The sequence below is a fragment of the Halomonas denitrificans genome (genome assembly GCF_003056305.1).
GTDB classification, from domain to species: domain Bacteria; phylum Pseudomonadota; class Gammaproteobacteria; order Pseudomonadales; family Halomonadaceae; genus Halomonas; species Halomonas denitrificans.
Map to the genome: position 1 here is coordinate 162,615 of NZ_PYVX01000004.1, position 18,118 is coordinate 180,732.

General features: G+C 67.5%; 11 protein-coding genes. 4 read left to right on the forward strand and 7 right to left on the reverse strand.

Annotated features, from left to right (window positions below):
- Positions 1–32 precede the first annotated feature (32 nt).
- The 5 genes from C9F13_RS12425 to C9F13_RS12445 all read right to left on the reverse strand — a co-directional run bounded on the left by C9F13_RS12425 (position 33) and on the right by C9F13_RS12445 (position 11,217).
- The gene (locus tag C9F13_RS12425) at positions 33–4,865 is read right to left on the reverse strand and encodes a retention module-containing protein (RefSeq protein ID WP_108446586.1); all 4,833 of its coding nucleotides are present in this window, start codon (positions 4,863–4,865) and stop codon (positions 33–35) included.
- A 157-nt stretch (positions 4,866–5,022) separates the two neighbouring features.
- Positions 5,023–5,628 (reverse strand): response regulator transcription factor, encoded by a 606-nt coding sequence (locus C9F13_RS12430; RefSeq protein ID WP_245888777.1) that lies wholly within the window; start codon positions 5,626–5,628, stop codon positions 5,023–5,025.
- A complete protein-coding gene (locus C9F13_RS12435) occupies positions 5,628–7,055 on the reverse strand; it encodes an HlyD family type I secretion periplasmic adaptor subunit (RefSeq protein WP_108446588.1) in 1,428 nt (475 codons plus the stop codon). The genes C9F13_RS12430 and C9F13_RS12435 overlap by 1 nt, the downstream gene beginning before the upstream one ends.
- Positions 7,055–9,226, reverse strand: a complete 2,172-nt coding sequence (locus tag C9F13_RS12440; RefSeq protein WP_108446589.1) for a type I secretion system permease/ATPase — start codon at positions 9,224–9,226, stop codon at positions 7,055–7,057. Before C9F13_RS12440 ends, C9F13_RS12435 begins: the two co-directional genes overlap by 1 nt.
- A gap of 86 nt (positions 9,227–9,312) precedes the next feature.
- Positions 9,313–11,217: a TolC family outer membrane protein gene (locus tag C9F13_RS12445; RefSeq protein ID WP_108446590.1), complete on the reverse strand. Its 1,905-nt coding sequence runs from the start codon at positions 11,215–11,217 to the stop codon at positions 9,313–9,315.
- A 434-nt stretch (positions 11,218–11,651) separates the two neighbouring features.
- On the opposite strand from C9F13_RS12445, the gene C9F13_RS12450 reads away from it, so the two are divergent.
- Both C9F13_RS12450 and thiI read left to right on the forward strand, forming a co-directional pair.
- The gene (locus C9F13_RS12450; protein WP_108446591.1) at positions 11,652–11,933 is read left to right on the forward strand and encodes a hypothetical protein; all 282 of its coding nucleotides are present in this window, start codon (positions 11,652–11,654) and stop codon (positions 11,931–11,933) included.
- A gap of 145 nt (positions 11,934–12,078) precedes the next feature.
- Positions 12,079–13,560: a tRNA uracil 4-sulfurtransferase ThiI gene (gene thiI / locus C9F13_RS12455; protein ID WP_108446592.1), complete on the forward strand. Its 1,482-nt coding sequence runs from the start codon at positions 12,079–12,081 to the stop codon at positions 13,558–13,560.
- Between the two features lie 70 nt (positions 13,561–13,630).
- Here thiI and C9F13_RS12460 read toward each other — a convergent pair whose 3' ends face one another.
- Both C9F13_RS12460 and C9F13_RS12465 read right to left on the reverse strand, forming a co-directional pair.
- Complete coding sequence (locus tag C9F13_RS12460; protein WP_108446593.1) at positions 13,631–14,329, reverse strand: TVP38/TMEM64 family protein; 699 nt, start codon at positions 14,327–14,329, stop codon at positions 13,631–13,633.
- Between the two features lie 302 nt (positions 14,330–14,631).
- Positions 14,632–14,901 (reverse strand): hypothetical protein, encoded by a 270-nt coding sequence (locus tag C9F13_RS12465; RefSeq protein WP_108446594.1) that lies wholly within the window; start codon positions 14,899–14,901, stop codon positions 14,632–14,634.
- A 355-nt stretch (positions 14,902–15,256) separates the two neighbouring features.
- Here C9F13_RS12465 and metG point away from each other — a divergent pair, with 355 nt between their 5' ends.
- Positions 15,257–17,293 carry a methionine--tRNA ligase gene (gene metG / locus C9F13_RS12470; protein WP_108446595.1) on the forward strand — a complete coding sequence of 679 codons (2,037 nt, stop codon included), beginning with the start codon at positions 15,257–15,259 and terminating at the stop codon, positions 17,291–17,293.
- 9 nt (positions 17,294–17,302) lie between these two features.
- Entirely contained in the window at positions 17,303–18,112 is an 810-nt protein-coding gene (rsxB, locus tag C9F13_RS12475; protein WP_108446756.1) for an electron transport complex subunit RsxB, read from the forward strand.
- Positions 18,113–18,118 lie beyond the last annotated feature (6 nt).

Below are 18,118 nucleotides of genomic sequence, written 5' to 3' on the forward strand. Positions count from 1 at the left end.
CAATGCCGGGCGCTGGGGTCGGAGGTGGACGGTTACTCGATGTCGAGCTGATTGGTTTGGATCAGTGACTCGATAAAATCGGCAGGATCAGCCCCGGCAGCGACACCCTCCAGCACGATGGTCTGATCGGCTCCGCTTATTCCACTCCCACCAGATGTCAAACCGCCTGTGGTGCTGATATGCAGAACGGTATTGGTCCCGCTGTCCTCGGCCTGGATAAAGCTTGAGAGATCCGAACCGACATCCATGTTGCTCAGCAGGTCCGAGATATCCAGCTTGTCGGCATTATCATCTACGCCAAAGCTGCCAAGGGTGAAGTCCGTGACACTATCCTCGGCCGGATCAGTAGTTGTACCCTGATCACCGAAGTTCCAGACGAAAGTATCCGCACCAAGGCCCCCAGCCAACACGTCATCGCCTTGCCCACCAAGAAAGGTGTCGCTGCTGGAAGTGCCAGCGACAACATCGTCACCTATCGTGCCGTTAATTTTGGCATCAGAAGACTCCCCACCGAGAATAGTAACGCTCAACGTCTGTGATGCGGATGAATCCCCATCAGCATCGGCACCTTTAATGTCGAACTCAAAGACAGTGTCATCGGGCAAGAGGAGTTGATCGTACTCGACACCGTCGATCTTTCCGCTTCCCTGCTCGATCGTGAACGTGATCTTGGTAAAGTCCAGTGACGGGTCAATGCTGACCCAGCCATCATTACTTAAAGGGGCAGTAAAACCTTTCTCTCCGGTATCGGTAACCCAACTCATCACAAAATTTGTGGAGCCTTGGTGTTTGATATCGAAACTAACGCTGTCAACCAAGACCGCATTGGTAAAACTTATAGCGAACTGTTCACCGGCATCAACATTACCACTGCCCACGCCGAAACCAGCGCTTGTTGGCTTGAGAGTCTCCGCATTACCGATACTGCCATTTTCATTAGTATCAACGGCGCTGAAGGTGACATCTCCTATCACAAGATCCTCTACGGCCTGCTGTCCATTTACGCTTGCGAAATTCACGGACTGGCTAGTTGATGGACGTGCCTCGTGTAACGTGAAGTCATAGGTACCGTCGGGCTTGACCGTTAGGGTAAAGAAATCGCTGCCGCTTACTTGTGCAAGCTTGGTTACCGAACCGTCAGCATTGATGCTGGTGATATAGGTGACCGAACCATTCAACGAGTCATTGGTTGGGTCATTGACAGAGAGCTCTCCTAATCCATCTGTACCGAATTCAAGATCATGGAAACCCGTTACCGTCGTACCGCTCTCATTGGCGATAATCGCATCCATGATGTTGGTGAAGGTCGGCCCGTCATCCAGGAAGGTGACGGTGAAGCTGTCCTGCGCCGGATCGCCTTCGTTGTCGGTGATGTTGGCGGTCACGTTCACCGTGATCGGGTCGTTCGGATCGCTGCCGTCCGGGTGGCTCATCGCCTGCAGCTGGGTCACCGTGTAGGTGCCGTCGCCGTTGACCACGATCTGCCAGTCGCCATTGTCGGCCGTCAGGGTGTTGGTGGTCCCATTCCAGGTCGCCCCGCTGGCACTCAGTGCCAGGGTGCCGGCGCTGTCGTTGCCGTAGGTGGTGCTGAACGCCTGGGTGTCGGCGTCCAGGCCGCCGGTCTCGTCGACGCTGGCATTGGCCACGGTCACGCTCGGCGTGGAGTCGGCGCCGATCTCGATGGTCAGCGTCGCCTGCGAGGTGTCGCCGTCGCCATCGGTGATCTCGTAGACCACCTCGATGCTGCCGGCCTCACCGGCCGCCGGGGTGTAGGTCACGCTGTCGGTCCCCGTCACCACGGCGCTGCCGGCCCCGTTGGTCGAGACGATGCCGGTGACGGTGGCGCCATCGACGCCCTGGGCGTCGTTGGCCAGCACGTTGTAGGTCACCGCGGTGTCTTCCGCGGTGGTGGTGCTGTCGTTGGCGGCCACCGGGCCGTCATCCAGGAAGGTCACGCTGAAGGTGTCTGTCGCCGGATCGCCTTCGTTGTCGGTGATGTTGGCGGTCACGTTCACCGTGATCGGGTCGTTCGGATCCGTGCCGTCGGGGTGCGTCATCACCTGCAGCTGGGTCACGGTGTAAGTGCCGTCGCCGTTGACCACGATCTGCCAGTCGCCATTGTCGGCCGTCAGGGTATTGGTGGTCTCGCTCCAAGTCGCGCCGGCGGCGCTCAACGTCAGGGTACCGGCGCTGTCGTTGCCATAGGTGGTGCTGAACGCCTGGGTATCGGACTCGAGACCGCCGGTCTCGTCGACGCTGGCATTGGCCACGGTCACGCTCGGCGTGGAGTCGGCGCCGATCTCGATGGTCAGCGTCGCCTGCGAGGTGTCGCCGTCGCCATCGGTGATCTCGTAGACCACCTCGATGCTGCCGGCCTCACCGGCCGCCGGGGTGTAGGTCACGCTGTCGGTCCCCGTCACCACGGCGCTGCCGGCCCCGTTGGTCGAGACGATGCCGGTGACGGTGGCGCCATCGACGCCCTGGGCGTCGTTGGCCAGCACGTTGTAGGTCACCGCGGTGTCTTCCGCGGTGGTGGTGCTGTCGTTGGCGGCCACCGGGCCGTCATCCAGGAAGGTCACGCTGAAGGTGTCTGTCGCCGGATCGCCTTCGTTGTCGGTGATGTTGGCGGTCACGTTCACCGTGATCGGGTCGTTCGGATCCGTGCCGTCGGGGTGCGTCATCACCTGCAGCTGGGTCACGGTGTAAGTGCCGTCGCCGTTGACCACGATCTGCCAGTCACCGTTATCGGCCGTCAGGGTGTTGGTGGTCTCGTTCCAGGTCGCCCCGCTGGCACTCAGTGCCAGGGTACCGGCGCTGTCGTTGCCGTAGGTGGTGCTGAACGCCTGGGTATCGGACTCGAGACCGCCGGTCTCGTCGACGCTGGCATCGGCCACGCTGACAGTAGGAGTAGAGTCCTCAGCGACACTCAGTGTCACCGTGGCGGTCGCGGTGTCGCCGTCGGCGTCGGTGATGGTGTAGCTGAAGCTGTCATTGCCCTCGGCACCAGCCGCGGCGGTATAAGTGAAAGTGCCGTCGCCGTTGTAGACCACGCTTCCCTTGCCCGGTCCGCTGGCAATCACCACGCCTGTAGCCAGGTCGACGCCATCGGCCCCGCCGGTGTCGTTGCCGAAAACGTCGATACTTACGCTGCTGTTTTCGGCGATCTCGCCCACGGCATCATCAGCCGCCTGCGGAACATCATCGACGATATCGATGATCAGGGTACCGCTGGAACTCGAGCCGCCGACTCCCGTCAGAGACCCTTCAATGCTGTCGCTGACCCGCTCGTCACTATCCGCACCGCTGTGATCCTGCGCTTCCTTCAGGGTGTACTCGTAGGTGATGGTGGCGTTCACATCGCCGTCATTACTGCTGTAGCCGGTGATGACCAGGGAACCCTCGCCGGTGTCGATCGGATCCGACGACTGATCGTTGAACTGCTTGAGCTCGTCCAGCGTGAAGGTCTGTCCACCCAGAGTGAGGCTGGCGATGCCGTCGGTGGCGAACACGCTGAAGCTGCCGCCGGCCGTCTCGCCATCACCGTCGGCGTTGGAGCCATCCGGCTCAAGGCCTGCCTCGTAAACTTCAGTGACACCGGGAATCCCGCGGGCCGCCACCGTGACCCCGGCGCTGTCCGCGGCCCCACCGATGGTGATGGTCAGGCTGGCCTGGCTGGTATCACCCTCGGCGTCGCGCATGGTGTAGGTCAGCGTCTCGCTGACGGCGTCGCTGGCACTCAGCGCCTGGACGTCGGGATCGCTGTTATCCAGTTCGAACCGGTAATCGCCATTGGCGTCCAGCGTCAGGGTGCCGTACTTGGCCAGCTCGGTAAGAGCCGCCCCGTTGTCGCCCCAGCCCACGAAGCTCGCCGGCGCATCGGCACCGGCGATGTCATTGACCAGCACGTTGCCGCTGACGACGCTGCTCTCGCCGTCCTCGACGAGGCCGGCCATATCGTCTTGAGCCTCCGGGCCGTCATCATTGATGGCGATAGCGAGCGTCGCGGGCGCCGAGACATCGCCGTCGTCGTCGGTCACGCGCACCCCGAAGAGGTCCTGCAGCTGGTCGGCGGTGCCGACGGCACCGGTCCCCTCATGGTCGAGGGAATTGTCGCTGAGCGTATAGCTCCAGCTGCCGTCGGTATTCACCGTCAGCACGCCATAGACACCGGCCACCTGGGTGGCATCGGCCAGGATCTCGACCCAGTTGCCATCGGCGTCCCGCACCTCGATAAGGGCCAGCAGGTCGCTGCCGGTATCGATCTGCAGCGCCCCGGACGTCGTCAGCGAGCCGCCACCGCTGCCATCGGTCAACGCCGACTCCCAGACCATATCGCCATCGCCGTCGAGATCGATGGTCTCGACGGTCGGGAAGGAATCCTGGACCTCATCGAGCGCCTGCCCCTCGACCTCGGACGTCCCCTCGAGGGTATTCAGGCCGTACTCGAAGGAGAGCGGATCGACGTTCTCGCTGATCCGCGCCAGGCGCACGAAGTCGTGTCCGCCGCCTGGCCCACCGGCGCCGCCGGCGCCGGCCGCGGTGGCATCGAGCCCCTCGAGCAGGTCACCCTCGCCCTCCTCGAGAGCCGCCAGCAGCGCCTCCAGGTCCTCGTCCTGGACGCTCGCCTCCTCCGCGGCCACCGGCTGCTCGGCGTCGAGATCGGCCGAGATGGCGACCTCCTGCCCGTTGCCGATCACGACGGGATCGAGGCCGTCAGCGAAGTCGAGGAGCACCCGGCCATTGTCCGAGGTGACAAGGGTCTCGCCCTCCTGCAGGGTGTCACCCACCCGCAGTTCGCGGAGCTCGCCCGAGGCATCGCGCGCCCAGGCCTGGCCAGTGATGGAGATGATGGTAGCGATGGTCATGAGCCGACTCCCTGCGTACGACGCTCGTGCGAGGCCGCCCAAGGTCGGACGGCTGATACTCAGAAACTAGTGCAGCCGCGAAGGCCACACTATTGTACCGATGGCCATGGCCAGGTCTGCTGGCCATCGGCATGAGGCCGGGACTTACGACGAGGACTCAGGCGGTTTCCCGATGCCCGAGCTTCAGGATCAGCTGCAGCCGATCGCGTACGCCGAGCTTGCGAAAGATGGCACCGAGGTGCGCCTTGACCGTGCGCTCGGTAATCTCGAGCCGACGCGCGACCTCCTTGTTGCTCTGCCCCTCGGCCACGGCCAGTGCCACGATCCGTTCGCGCTCGGTCAACTCCGTGAGCAGCTCGTCCTGCTGTCGCGACTCGCCCCCCAGGGCCCGGTACGCACTGCCCATGACCCGGGCCAGCAGCTCGGGGGGCACCCAGATCCCCCGATGGCTCGTCACCAGCGCCATCTGTCGCAGCAGCTCGGGGGGCGAGAGGGCATGGGCGTAGCCGCGGGCGCCGGCATCGAGCGCTCGCAGGGCCTCCAGCGAATCGGGGGTATAGCTCAGCACCTGGACGATGGCCCCCCGGCCACTCAGCAGGGTAACCAGGGTGGGCCAGGCCTCGAGATGGCTCATCACCCAGACGCTGTCGCCCTCCCCGACCTGGGCGCGAGCCTGCTGGCGACTGGCGAGGCGAATCTCGCCGAAGGCGGCGCGCCAGCGAGGACTCTCGTCACGGCCGTCAGAGACGAAGAGCTGTGTCATCATCGTTCTCCCATGGAATTCTCCCAGGCCCGCAGCACGGGCTTGAGCAAAAACTGCATCACGGTGCGCTTGCCGGTCAGGATGTCCACCTGGGCCGTCATCCCCGGGATCACCTCCAACTCGCGGTGCTGCTGGGCGTCCTCGCGCGTGCGCACGCGCACCAGATAGAAGGTATTGCCCTCGTCGTCGGTGATGGTGTCGGCGCTGATGTGGTCGAGCTCGGCCTCGAGGCCGCCGTAGATGGCGAAGTCGTAGGCGGTCAGCTTGATGGTGGCCGGCTGGCCGGGCCGCAGGAAGGCGATGTCCTGGGGCGCGATGCGTGCCTCCACCAGCAGGGCATCGTCAGTGGGCACGATGTCGACCACCTCCTGACCGGGCTGCACCACCCCGCCGAGGGTATTGATCCCCAGGCGCTGCACCACGCCGTCGACCGGCGAGCGGATCTCCGAGAGGCGCACCCGGTCCTCGAGCCCGGCGCTCGATTCATCGAGCGCGGCCAGCTCGCCGAGGGTGCGTGAGAGTTCGGTCCGCCACTCGTTGCGGGCGTTCAGCTCCACTTCCCGCAGCTGGGCCTGGGCCTCGTCGATCGCCGACTGCAGGCGTTCCACCTGGGCGGCCGCCTGGGTGCGCTCGCCGCTGGCCCGTGACACCTCGCGCCGCAGGCGCAGCACCTCGACCTCGGAGACGGCACCGGACTGAAGCAGGGGGCGCGTGAGGTTGAGCTCCTGGCTGGCCATGCCCAGCTCCCGGGCCGCGGTATCCCGCCGCGACTGGGCCTCCTCGAGCTCGGCGCGGCGCTGGGCGAGCCGCTCCTGAAGAATGCTCTGCTCCTCGGCAAGCTTCTCGAGTCCGCTTTCGTAGAGCGCGCGCTCCTGGGCCACGATCGCCGGGGCCTGTTCGGTGAGCGACTCCGACGGCGAGAACGGCGACCCGGTGGCCAGTGCCCGCAGCCGCTCCGCGCGTGCCTGGAGCGACTGCGCCGTGGCGCGGTTCTCGCGAAAGCTGGAGAGAAAGCGCGTCGGGTCGATGCGCATCAGCAGCTCGCCCGCCTCGACGCGCTCGCCCTCGCGGACCAGGATCTCCTGCACCACGCCGCCGTCGAAGGACTGCACCCGCTGCAGCTGGCTGGAGGGGATCACCCGGCCCGTGCCGCGGGTCACCTCGTCGATGGGCGCCAGCCAGGCCCAGACCAGCAGCGCCGCCACAGCGAGCACCACCACGTAGAGGAAGGCCCGGGCCCGGATCGGGTCCTGCTGGAGCCGCGCCCAGTCGGCGTCGCTCGCCCAGTCGCGATTGAGGTGCGCCGCACTGACGCGGCGGGCGAAGAGCCGGTCGATGAAGGGCCGGAACGGCCGCCCGCCCGTCTCGGAGAAGCGCCCGATGGCCTCGAAGCCCTGCTGCTCGGCGCTCTTGCGGGAGTCCGCCATCAGCTCGCCCTCCCGATCTGGCCCTTGCGAAGGGCCTCCACCACCTTGTCCCGCGGCCCGTCGGCAACCACCTTGCCGGCATCGATGACCAGGATGCGGTCGACCAGCGACAGCAGCGAGGTCCGGTGGGTGACGATCACCAGGGTCTTGCCCTGGCCGTAGGCCTTGAGGTTGGCCTTGAAGGCCTCCTCGCTGGCATGGTCCATGGCGCTGGTCGGCTCGTCGAGCAGCAGGATGCGCGGGTCATGGACCAGTGCCCGGGCGATGGCCACCGCCTGGCGCTGGCCGCCGGAGAGCATCTGGCCGCGCTCCCCCACCGGCAGGTCGACGCCCTGGGGATGCCCGTTGACCAGGCCGTCGAGGCCGCTCAACTTGATGGCGCGCAGCAGCGCCTCGTCATCCACGCCATCGCTGCCGCCCCCGGCGAGGATGTTGTCGCGCAGCGAGCCGAAGAACAGGCTGACGTCCTGGGGCACGTAGCCGATATGGCGACGCAGCTGCAGGGGATCGAACTGGCGAATGTCCACGTCGTCGACCGTCACCGCCCCCGCCGTGGGCTGATAGAGCCCCAGCAGCAGCTTGTTGAGCGAGGTCTTGCCGCAGCCCACCCGCCCCAGCAGCGCCACCCGCTCGCCCGGCTCGATGGTCAGCGAGACGTCGCGCAGGGCGTCGCGCTCCGCCTCGGGATAGCGCAGCGAGACCTTGTCGAAGCGGATCTCGCCGCGCACCACCGGGCGGTCGATGAAGGCCTTGCCGTCGGGGCGCTCCACCGGGCGTTCCATCACCGCATCGAGGGACTGCAGCGCCGTGGAGGCCTGGTGGTACTGCGCCAGCAGCGCCGCGGCCTGGCTGATCGGCGCCATGGCCCGGGACGACAGCAGGTAGGCCGCGATCAGCCCGCCCTGGGTCAGGTTGCCCTCGATGATCTGGTAGACCCCGATCAGGATCACGCACACCGCCACGCTGTGCTGGGCCCAGAGCGCCACACTGGAGACCGAGGAGCTGACCAGGCGCAGCTGAGCAGAGGTGCGCGACAGGAAGGCCGTGGCCTTCTCCCAGCTGCCCTGCAGGCGGCTCTCGGCGCGCAGCGTCTTGACCGTCTCCAGGCTGGAGAGGGACTCGACCAGGGTGGCGTTGCGCTGGGCCCCCACCCGCCAGGTGGTCTCGGAGAGCTCGTGGAGCTTGCCCTGGGCGGCCAGGGCATAGAGCAGCACGAAGACGATGCCGGCCAGCAGCGGGAGCACCAGCGGCGGGCCGATCAGCGCAATGATGCCCACGAACAGCAGCACGAAGGGCAGGTCGACCAGTGCTACCACGGTCGCCGAGCCGATGAAGGCCCGCACCGACTCGAAGGACTGCAGGGTGGCCGCGAAGGAGCCGGTGGAGGCCGGCCGGGCCTCCATGCGCAGCCCCAGTACCCGAGCCATGATCGACGACGACAGCTTGACGTCGGCGCGACTCGCCGCGAGATCGACGAAGGCGTTGCGCATCAGGCGCAGGGCCAGGTCGAAGCAGAGCACGAGGAAGATGCCCGCCGCCAGCACCCAGAGCGTCTCGGTGGCGTGGTTCGGCACCACCCGGTCGTAGACGTTGAGCACGAACAGCGGCATCGCCACCGCGAAGAGGTTGATCACCACCGACCCCGCGATGACGTCGCGATACAGTTTGCGATTCTCGCGGATCACGCCCCAGAACCAGTGGTGCGAGCGCTGCGGGTTGACCTCGGGCCCGCGGGCGTCGAAGCGAAAGCGCGGGCGCACGTAGATCGCCTGACCGCTGTAACTCGCCTGCAGGCCATCGAGGCTCACCTCGGTCTCGGCATCGCCCAGCTCGGGAAAGATCACCCGCGCCCGCCGCGCCTCCAGGTCCAGGGCCAGCAGCACACAGGCGCGTCCCGGCTCGAGCAGCAGCACGGCGGGAAACAGGGCGGGGTTGAGCTGCACCAGGCGGCTCTCGGTGATCCGCGCGGTGAGCCCGGCGCGGGCTGCGGCACGCGCGAAGACGCCGGGCGTCAGCCGCCCCTGCTCGAGGGGCAAGCCGGCGATCAGCGACTCGGCCGTGGCCGCCCGATCATGCACCTGGGCGATGGTCTGCAGGCATTCGAGCAGTTCGTCATGCACCGCCGACCGAGAGGGCCCCGGGCCCGGATCCAGCTCTTCCTTCTGCGACACAGCCACCTCAACCGTCAAAGCGCCCCACCGCGATCACGGTGGGGCGAAGCATGTCGGCAGGCCGCGCCTGCCCGTCTGTCGTCCGGTCAGCCGCGCACCGCGCCGCTGGTCATGGCGATGCCACCGAGATCCAGGTTCTCGCCGACGCGCTCCAGGGTCACCTCGACGCGACGGTTCTGGCGGCGCCCGTCCACGGTGGCGTTGCTGGCCACCGGCTGGCGGGAGCCGAAGCCGCGAGTCTCGATCAGTCGCTGCTCGACCCCCTGGCTGACCAGGTAGCGCGCCACGCTGTCGGCACGCGCCTGGGAGAGCGGATCGTTGATGGCGTCACTGCCGGTGATATCGGCATGGCCGGCGATGAAGACCCGGGCGAGGTTGTTCATGCCGCGAATCTCGGTGGCCAGCGCATCGAGCTCGGCTCTGGCATCGCCGCTCAGCTCCGCGCTGTTGATCTCGAACAGGGCATCGGCGGAGAGGGTCACGTCCGGCGCACGGGGCGGCGCCTCGATACCGCCGGTGAAGTCGGCCAGGGTGAAGCCGCGGGGGCCCTGGGCGGGACAGATCACCTCGGGATCGATCTCGACGCCGTCGCTGCCCAGCTCGGCGAGCGTCGGCATGTCGTCGCGACGCACCTGAAGCGCCTGCATCAGCTGGCCCATGGCGGCCAGGGTGCGAGCATCGGCCAGTGCCACGTCGTAGCGGGCGTTGGCGTAGGCGCGGCTCGCCTCGAAGTACTCGTTCTCGCTGTCCAGCACGTCGAGCAGGGTGCGCTGGCCGATATCGAACTGCTGCTGATAGGCCCCGCGGACGCGGTCGATGGACTGGCGATGCTCGTTGAGGTACTGCAGCTGCTCGCGCAGGCGCTGGGTATCGTTGTAGGCGATCTGGGTGGTCTGGCGCACGTCGACGCAGGCCTTCTCGCGCAGGTTCACGGCCTGCTCGACCCGCTCGCTGGCGGCCAGGAAGGAGGCCCGGTCGCTGCCGCCGCGATAGAGGTTCATGCTGGCTACCAGCTCGATACTGTGGCGATCCCGATGCTCGCCATCGGCGATGGTGTCGTAGCTGCCGTCGTTGTTCTCGTAGGTACCGGTACGGCCGCGCAAGTCGAGGCGCGGCTGGAAGGCCGCGCGGGTCCCGCGCTGCTCGGCGCGGGTGGCCTCGATGTTCTCGATGGCGGCATGGAACTCGGGATTGCCCTGGAAGGCCAGGTCGAGGGCCTGGCTAACATCCGCCGGCAGGCGCTCGTCCATCTCCGGCACCGGCGCCAGGGACTCGGCCGGCAGGTCGCCAACGATGCGCTGGAAGCGTGCCGTCACGTCGTGCAGGTTGGAGGCCTCGGTCAGCAGGTTGGACTCGGCCAGCGCCAGGCGACCGCTGATCTGCTCGAGATCGACGCGGCGCCCCGCCCCCGACATCGCCCGCTCCTCGATCTGGGTATAGACCCGCAGGTGCTCACGGTAGTTGTCCTGGGCCAGGCGCACCAGCTCGCGGCGGCGCTGCACGTCCAGGTAGGCGCGCGTCGCCTCCAGCGCCACCTCCTCGCTCGCCCCCAGCAGCTCGTAGTAGCGCACCAGCTCGGCCCGGTCGAGGCGCTCGACCTCGCTGGCCGTGGCCAGCCCGTCCCAGAGCATCTGGGTGATGGTCAGCTCGGCATAGCTGGTGTCGTAGCTGCCCCGCTCATCGAGCTGGCGATCCTCCAGGCCGACGCCCGCCGCCAGGTCGACGCTGGGCAGGTAGTTGCCCCGCGCGACGCCGATGTCATTGCCGGCGGCCTGGAAGCCGTTGAACGCCGCCATGACTTCGGGGTTGGTCGAGAGCGCCTGCTGGACGACCTGGCGCAGGTCGCTGCTACCCGGCGACGCCAGGCCCTGGGGGAGCGACTGGGCGACGGCCGCGGCGATCGGGGCAAGCGCCAGGGACGCCCCCACGAGAACGGAGCCGACGAGTCGGCGGGCGTGATTGAGTTGCACGGGGGCGGCGGCGAGTTTCATGGTCATTCCCTTTGGAAGCGGCGGCCTGTCCATGAAGCGGAGCGGCCGGCCTGGCGATGATGAGATGCAGTTCCTGTCGTCGCGGCGCCTGCCGGCCACTCGTCGGATCAACTGAAGCCTCTCGTCAGTCGTGGATCGCACCCACCCTCCCGCCATTGAGGAAATCGACCATCGCGTCATGCGACCGTGAGTCAGGAGAATGGGGCAGAAACGACATCAAACGCTTCATGCCTTTGCATCATGTGTTCCTTTGTAATCAATAGTAACCGAGCCGCGAGATTTGTCCATCTTTCGACTGAGCGTGGCGGCCTCATACCATGGTCGGGCGGCAGGGTGGCGGGCGCCCGCGCGGGCGCTCACGCGTCACGCGCGAGGACAAACGTGGTATCGTCTGCCCGTCCCCGAAACGGCGTGGTTACATCAAGGAGAACGTCATGGCCTCATCGGAAATCCAGAAGACCCGCGTGATCAACGAGCTGCGGGGCTTCATCAAGAAACTGCTGCAGGATCCGAAGATTCTCGAGCAGTCACTGGAGATCACCCGGCGCCAGCTCACCGAGCCGGGCGACGGCGACGTGATGGCACGGATCGCCAACGAGATCTCCGAGACTACCAGCGTGCACATCCCCGAGGATCCGACCGAGCACTCGGAAGCCGACCGCCTCTTCCTCGAACTCCTCAAGGAAGTCGCCCGGGAGGAGCAGGCACTCTACTGATGCCCGTCGCCTGACGCTGCCTTCGCGTCCGGCCCCGCGCCGGGCGCGAGCGCTAGGCCCCCTCCCCCATCTCGAGACGGCGCCGTGCGGGCGCGCCGCGTCATTGGTAGAATGCCGGCCACATCGTCACAGCTACCCCCTTCGAATGACCTATCTGCTCAAGCTCCACCCCGAAATCACCATCAAGTCCCGCTCCGTTCGCCAGCACATGACCCGCTGCCTGGCCAGCAACGTGCGCAATACCCTGCGCCAGCTGGAGGCCGGCGTGCGCGTCAAGGCAGGCTGGGACGCCCTGCGCGTCGGCTTCCCGGAAACGCTGCCCCCCGAACGGGAGCGCGAGGTGGAAGAGAGCCTGACTCGCATCCCCGGCATCCACGAGGTGCTGGCGACCCAGGAGGTCGCCTGCGCCTCCCTCGAGGAGGCCGCCGAGTGGATCGTGCCCCACTGGACGCCGGCGATCGCCGGGCGACGCTTTCGCGTCCGCGCCAAGCGCCGCGGCGAGCACGCCTTCACCTCCATGGACCTGGAGCGCCACCTCGGCGGCGCCCTGCTGGCGGCCGAGCCCTCGGCGCGGGTCGACCTGAAGCATCCCGAGGTGGTGGTGTCGGTGGAGCTGACCGGAAAGCGGCTGCAGCTGATTCGCTCGCGTCGTCCCGGCCTCGGCGGCTATCCCCTCGGCGTGCAGGGCGAGGCCCTGGCGCTGGTCTCGGGAGGCTTCGACTCGCCCGTGGCCGCCTGGCGCATGCTGCGTCGCGGCATCAAGACGCACTACCTCTTCTTCAACCTCGGCGGGCCGGCCCATGAGGCGGGCGTCAAGGAGGTGACCCATCACCTCTGGCGACGCTACAGCGCCTCGCACAACGTCGACTTCACCTCGGTGCCCTTCGAGGGCGTGGTTGCCGAGATCCTGCGCAGCATCCCGGACGGCCTGATGGGAGTGATCCTCAAGCGCATGATGGTGCGCGTGGCCAGCCGCATCGCGGCCCGGGCGAACATCCCGATGCTGGTCACCGGCGACGCCATCGCACAGGTCTCGAGCCAGACGCTCAACAACCTGGCGCTGATCGATGCCGCCAGCGAGCGGCCGATCCTGCGACCGCTGGTCACCGAGGACAAGCAGGAGATCATCGACACGGCGCGGCGCATCGATACCGCCCGCTTCGCCGAGCAGATGCCGGAGTACTGCGGGGTGATCTCGCGGCGCCCCCACACCCGCGCGCCCACCGACCAGGTGCTGGCCGCCGAGGCCGCCTTCGACTTCTCGGTGCTGGAGGCCGCCGTCGAGGCCGCCACCGTGACCCGGGCCAGCCGCCTGGGGGAGAAGCCCCGGGAGCCCGGCGAGGTGACGGTCGTCGACGGGCCGGAGGATCTCGCCGAGCGGCCGGCGGTCAGCGTGATCGACATCCGGCGCCCCGACGAGTGCGAGGAAGCCCCGCTTTCGCTTCCCGACGTGCCCTGCCTGGAGATCCCCTTCTACGAGCTCCAGGACCAGGCGCAGCACCTGCCCGCCGACCGCGAGTACCTGCTCTACTGCGACCAGGGCGTGATGAGCCGCATGCAGGCGCTGCACCTGGCCGATCGCGGCCTGGATCACTTCGGGGTCTATCGCCAGGCGGCGACGGGCTGAGCCGCCACACTCCGATTCTCTAGGCACAGGCCATATCGCCCGCGCATGACGCGCGGCCTCTGCAAGGCGACTAGCGGGGATGGCGAAGATGGTCGACGAAGTCTCGCCAGCGCGCCGGCAGCGGGATCCAGCCGGCGTCGACCATCTTCGGCAGCGCGATCAGCAGGCAGAGCAGGACGCCCCCCACCGCCATCGCCCAGCCGCTGTCGATGGCGATGCCCTTGCCGGCCAGCACGTAGAGCAGCGTCATCGGCGCCATGCCGAGCGCCGTCGCGACCAGGAAACGCCCCGTTGTGAGCGCCGTGAGTCCCGCGGCGTAGCTGATCAGCGCGAAGGAGACCACGGGGATCAGCCGTGCCACGAGCACCATGCCGAAGAGCATGCGCTGCGGGCACTCGGGAAACAGGGCGACATGCCCGTACAGGAACCGCTCGATGACCGGCCGGCCCACCAGCCGGGCGATCCAGAAGCTCAGGCCGGCGCCGATCAGGGCCCCGGCCATGCTGACCAGGAATGCCAACGGGGGCGCGTAGATCATCCCCGCCGCCACGCTGACCACCATGGTCGGGATGGGGCCGACCACCACGGTGAGCGCCATCACGCCGGCCAGCATCGGCGGGCCCCAGGGACCAAGTTCCAGGCCGAGTCGCTCCAGGCGCACGGGGTCGATCCAGCCCGCCTGGTGGATCCAGAGCCCCAGCGCCACCAGCCCCGCGAGCAGCACCAGCGCCAGCAGCGCCTGCTTCCCATGCCGCGGCTCGATTCGCATATCGCCTTCCCTTGCCCGTGGGGCGGACGCCGTGTGACGGCCGCCACCGGTAATCGACCGTGTCGTCGCCTCCGTCGCGGGGAGCGTCCCGGCCGAGCCGGCACCGCACGATGGCACGGGCCCTCTCCCCATTCTAGTCCTGTCTATCCGTCGGCCCGGCGCACAGGGCCGCGCAAGGCGACCATGCTGCCAGGAGGCCGGCACGGCAAGATGGGTCCCATCGGTCGGGCGTTGCACACGAAAAGGCCCGGTGCACGCATGCACCGGGCCCAAGCCGACATGACACGATGAGCAGACCTGGCTCAGTTGCAGGGCACCACCGTGCGCTGGGTGCTCAGGGCCCAGAGCGTCTGGCCATCTGGCGTCTCTCCCTGTTCACTCCAGGTCTCGGTGACCTTGACGCAGTAGGAGCCGAGGCTCTCGGTGGTCACCTGGGGATCGGCGGGACGCTCGTTGCCGATGCGCATGATGTCGGGATTCTCACTGGTATAGTTTGGGGCGATGGCCCCGCTGGCACAGCCGGTAAGCAGCGCGACAATGCCCATGACGGGCAGGATACGGCGAAATGCCATGGGAGATACCTCCGTGAAGAACATTGGGGTCCCGCGAAGGTGACGTCAGGCTGATGAGTCAGTCGGCAGGCCACGCCATCCAATGGGGCCCCGCCGACGGAGAGGGACTACCCGAGTCGCCGGGGCTTGCCAAACGTCGTCCGCCGGCGACGAGGAGCCCCAAGCTCCGTTGCCAGCACGCGACGCGGCGGACGTCAGCGTTCCCCGCTGGCCGAGCGCGGAGCGGGTGCAGCGGAGGATGAAGATGCTACAATCCCAGCCCTGATTTCACGGATATTTCGCATGGCGGCCTCGACTTCGCCCCGGCGTCGAGTCGGCCGCCATGCATCACGCTTACGGGAACCTCTGAGCCATCATGTCGAATACCGCTCCGCGCAAGATCCTGGTCACCAGCGCCCTGCCCTACGCCAACGGCGACATCCACCTGGGCCACCTGCTGGAGTACATCCAGACCGACATCTGGGTGCGCTTCCAGAAGAGCCGCGGCCATGAGTGCCACTACGTCTGCGCCGACGACGCCCACGGCACCGCGATCATGCTGCGCGCAGAGCAGGAGGGCATCACCTCGGAGGCGCTGATCGAGCGCGTCTCCCTCGACCACCAGGCCGACTTCTCGCGTTTCGGGGTGGCCTTCGACAACTACCACTCGACCCACTCGGCGGAGAACCGCCATTTCAGCGAGCTGATCTACACCCGGCTGCGCGACAAGGGGCACATCGCCACCCGCGACATCGAGCAGATGTACGACCCGGCGAAGGGGCTGTTTTTGGCCGACCGCTTCATCAAGGGCACCTGCCCGAAGTGCAACGCCGAGGATCAGTACGGCGACAACTGCGAGGCGTGCGGGGCCACCTACACCCCGGCCGAGCTGATCGATCCGGTCTCGGCGATCTCCGGCGCCACCCCCGAGGTGCGCACCTCCACCCACTACTTCTTCAAGCTGCCGGACTTCGCCGACTTCCTGAAGGCGTGGATCGATGACGAGCACGTCCAGCCGCAGATCCGCAACAAGCTGATGGAGTGGTTCGAATCTGGCTTCAATGAGTGGGACATCTCACGCGACGCCCCCTACTTCGGCTTCGAGATCCCCGATGCGCCGGGCAAGTACTTCTACGTCTGGCTCGACGCGCCGATCGGCTACCTGGCGAGCTTCCAGAACCTCTGCGAGCGAGAGGGGCTCGATTTCGACGCCTACTGGCGCCAGGACTCCGACGCCGAGGTCTACCACTTCATCGGCAAGGACATCGTCTACTTCCACGCGCTGTTCTGGCCGGCCATGCTGCACGGCGCCGACTTCCGCACCCCCACGGCCGTCAACTGCCACGGCTTCGTGACGGTGAACGGCGCCAAGATGTCCAAGTCCCGGGGCACCTTCATCAAGGCGGCCACCTACGCCGACCACCTGAACCCCGAGTACCTGCGCTACTACTTCGCCGCCAAGCTCACCTCGCGGGTCGACGACCTGGACCTCAACCTCGAGGACTTCGCCGCGCGGGTCAACAGCGACCTGGTCGGCAAGGTGGTCAACATCGCCAGCCGCTGCGCCGGCTTCGTCAAGAAGCTCGGCGGCGGGCAGCTTTCCGCCCACTGCAGCGAGCCCGACATGGTCGCCCGCTTCATCGCCGCCGGTGACGAGATCGCCGCGGAGTTCGAGGCGCGCGAGTTCGGCCGCGCCATGCGCCGCATCATGGAGCTGGCCGACGAGGCCAATACCTACATCGCCGAGGCCGAGCCCTGGGTGCTGGCCAAGCAGGAGGGCCGCGAGCAGGAGGTGCTCGACATCTGCTCGGTGGGCATCAACCTGTTCCGCCAGCTGATGGTCTACCTCGCCCCGGTGGTGCCGGCCATGGCCGACCAGGCCCGCGACTTCCTGAAGCTCGAGAGCCTCGACTGGCACAGCCGCCACACCCTGCTGGTGGATCACGAGATCGCCAAGTTCAAGCCGCTGATGACCCGCGTCGAGCGGGAGAAGATCGATGCCATGATGGCCGCATCGAAGGAGGATCTGGTGGAAGAGCAGAAGCTGAAGGAGACCGCCAAGGGCCCGCTGGCCGAGACGCCCATCGCCGACGAGATCGCCTTCGACGACTTCGCCAAGGTCGACCTGCGCATCGCCCGCATCGCCAAGGCCGAGTACGTCGAGAAAGCCGACAAGCTGCTCAAGCTGACCCTGGACCTGGGTGGCGAGAGCCGCACCGTGTTCGCCGGCATCCGCGCCGCCTATGCGCCCGAGGCCCTGGAGGGTCGCCTGACCGTGATGGTGGCCAACCTGGCGCCGCGCAAGATGCGCTTCGGCGTCTCCGAGGGCATGGTGCTCGCCGCCGGCAACGACGAAGGCATCACCCTGCTGAGCCCCGACTCCGGCGCCGAGCCGGGCCAGCGGGTCAGCTGAGCGACCGTGGTGACGACAACCACTGACGCCTCCCGCGCCGAGCTGATCGAGGCGGTCGACGCCCTGCTGCCCCAGACCCAGTGCGGCAAGTGCGGCCAGCCGGGCTGTCGCCCCTACGCCGAGGCGATCGTCGACGGCGAGGCGATCAACCGCTGCCCGCCCGGGGGCGAGGCGACGGTGGCCCGGCTGGCCGAGCTGACCGGCCGTCCGCCGCTGCCGCTGGCCGAGCCGGCCCAGTCGCCGCTGGTGGCCTGGATCCGCGAGGACGAGTGCATCGGCTGCACCAAGTGCATCCAGGCCTGTCCGGTGGACGCCATCCTCGGCGCCGCGAAGCGCATGCACACGGTCATCGCCGACGAGTGCACCGGCTGCGAGCTCTGCGTGGCGCCCTGCCCGGTGGACTGCATCGACCTGCTGCCCCACCCCGCCTGGGAGGCCGCCGAGAGCGACGCGGAACGCGAGGCCTACCTGGCGCGCCGTGCCGAACTGGGCCGGCGGCGTCACCGTGCCCGCGAGCGGCGCCTGGCGCGGGAGGCTCGCGAGAAGCGCCTGGAGCGCCAGAAGCGATTGATCCAGCAGCGCCAGCGCGCGGGAGACACGCCCGGGGCCGGTATGCCCGCGGCCGGCCCCTCGCCCCAGCGTCAGCGGCAGATGGCCGTCAAGGCGGCGGAGCAGGCGCTGCGCCGGGCCCGCCAGCAGCAGACCCATGCAGAGCGCCATGGCGACGCCGCCGCCCGTGAGGCGGCGCAGCAGCAGCTCGATGCCGCCCAGCGGCTCCTCGACGAGGCCCGAGCCGCCCTGAATTCCGCCGCTTCCTGACGAGCC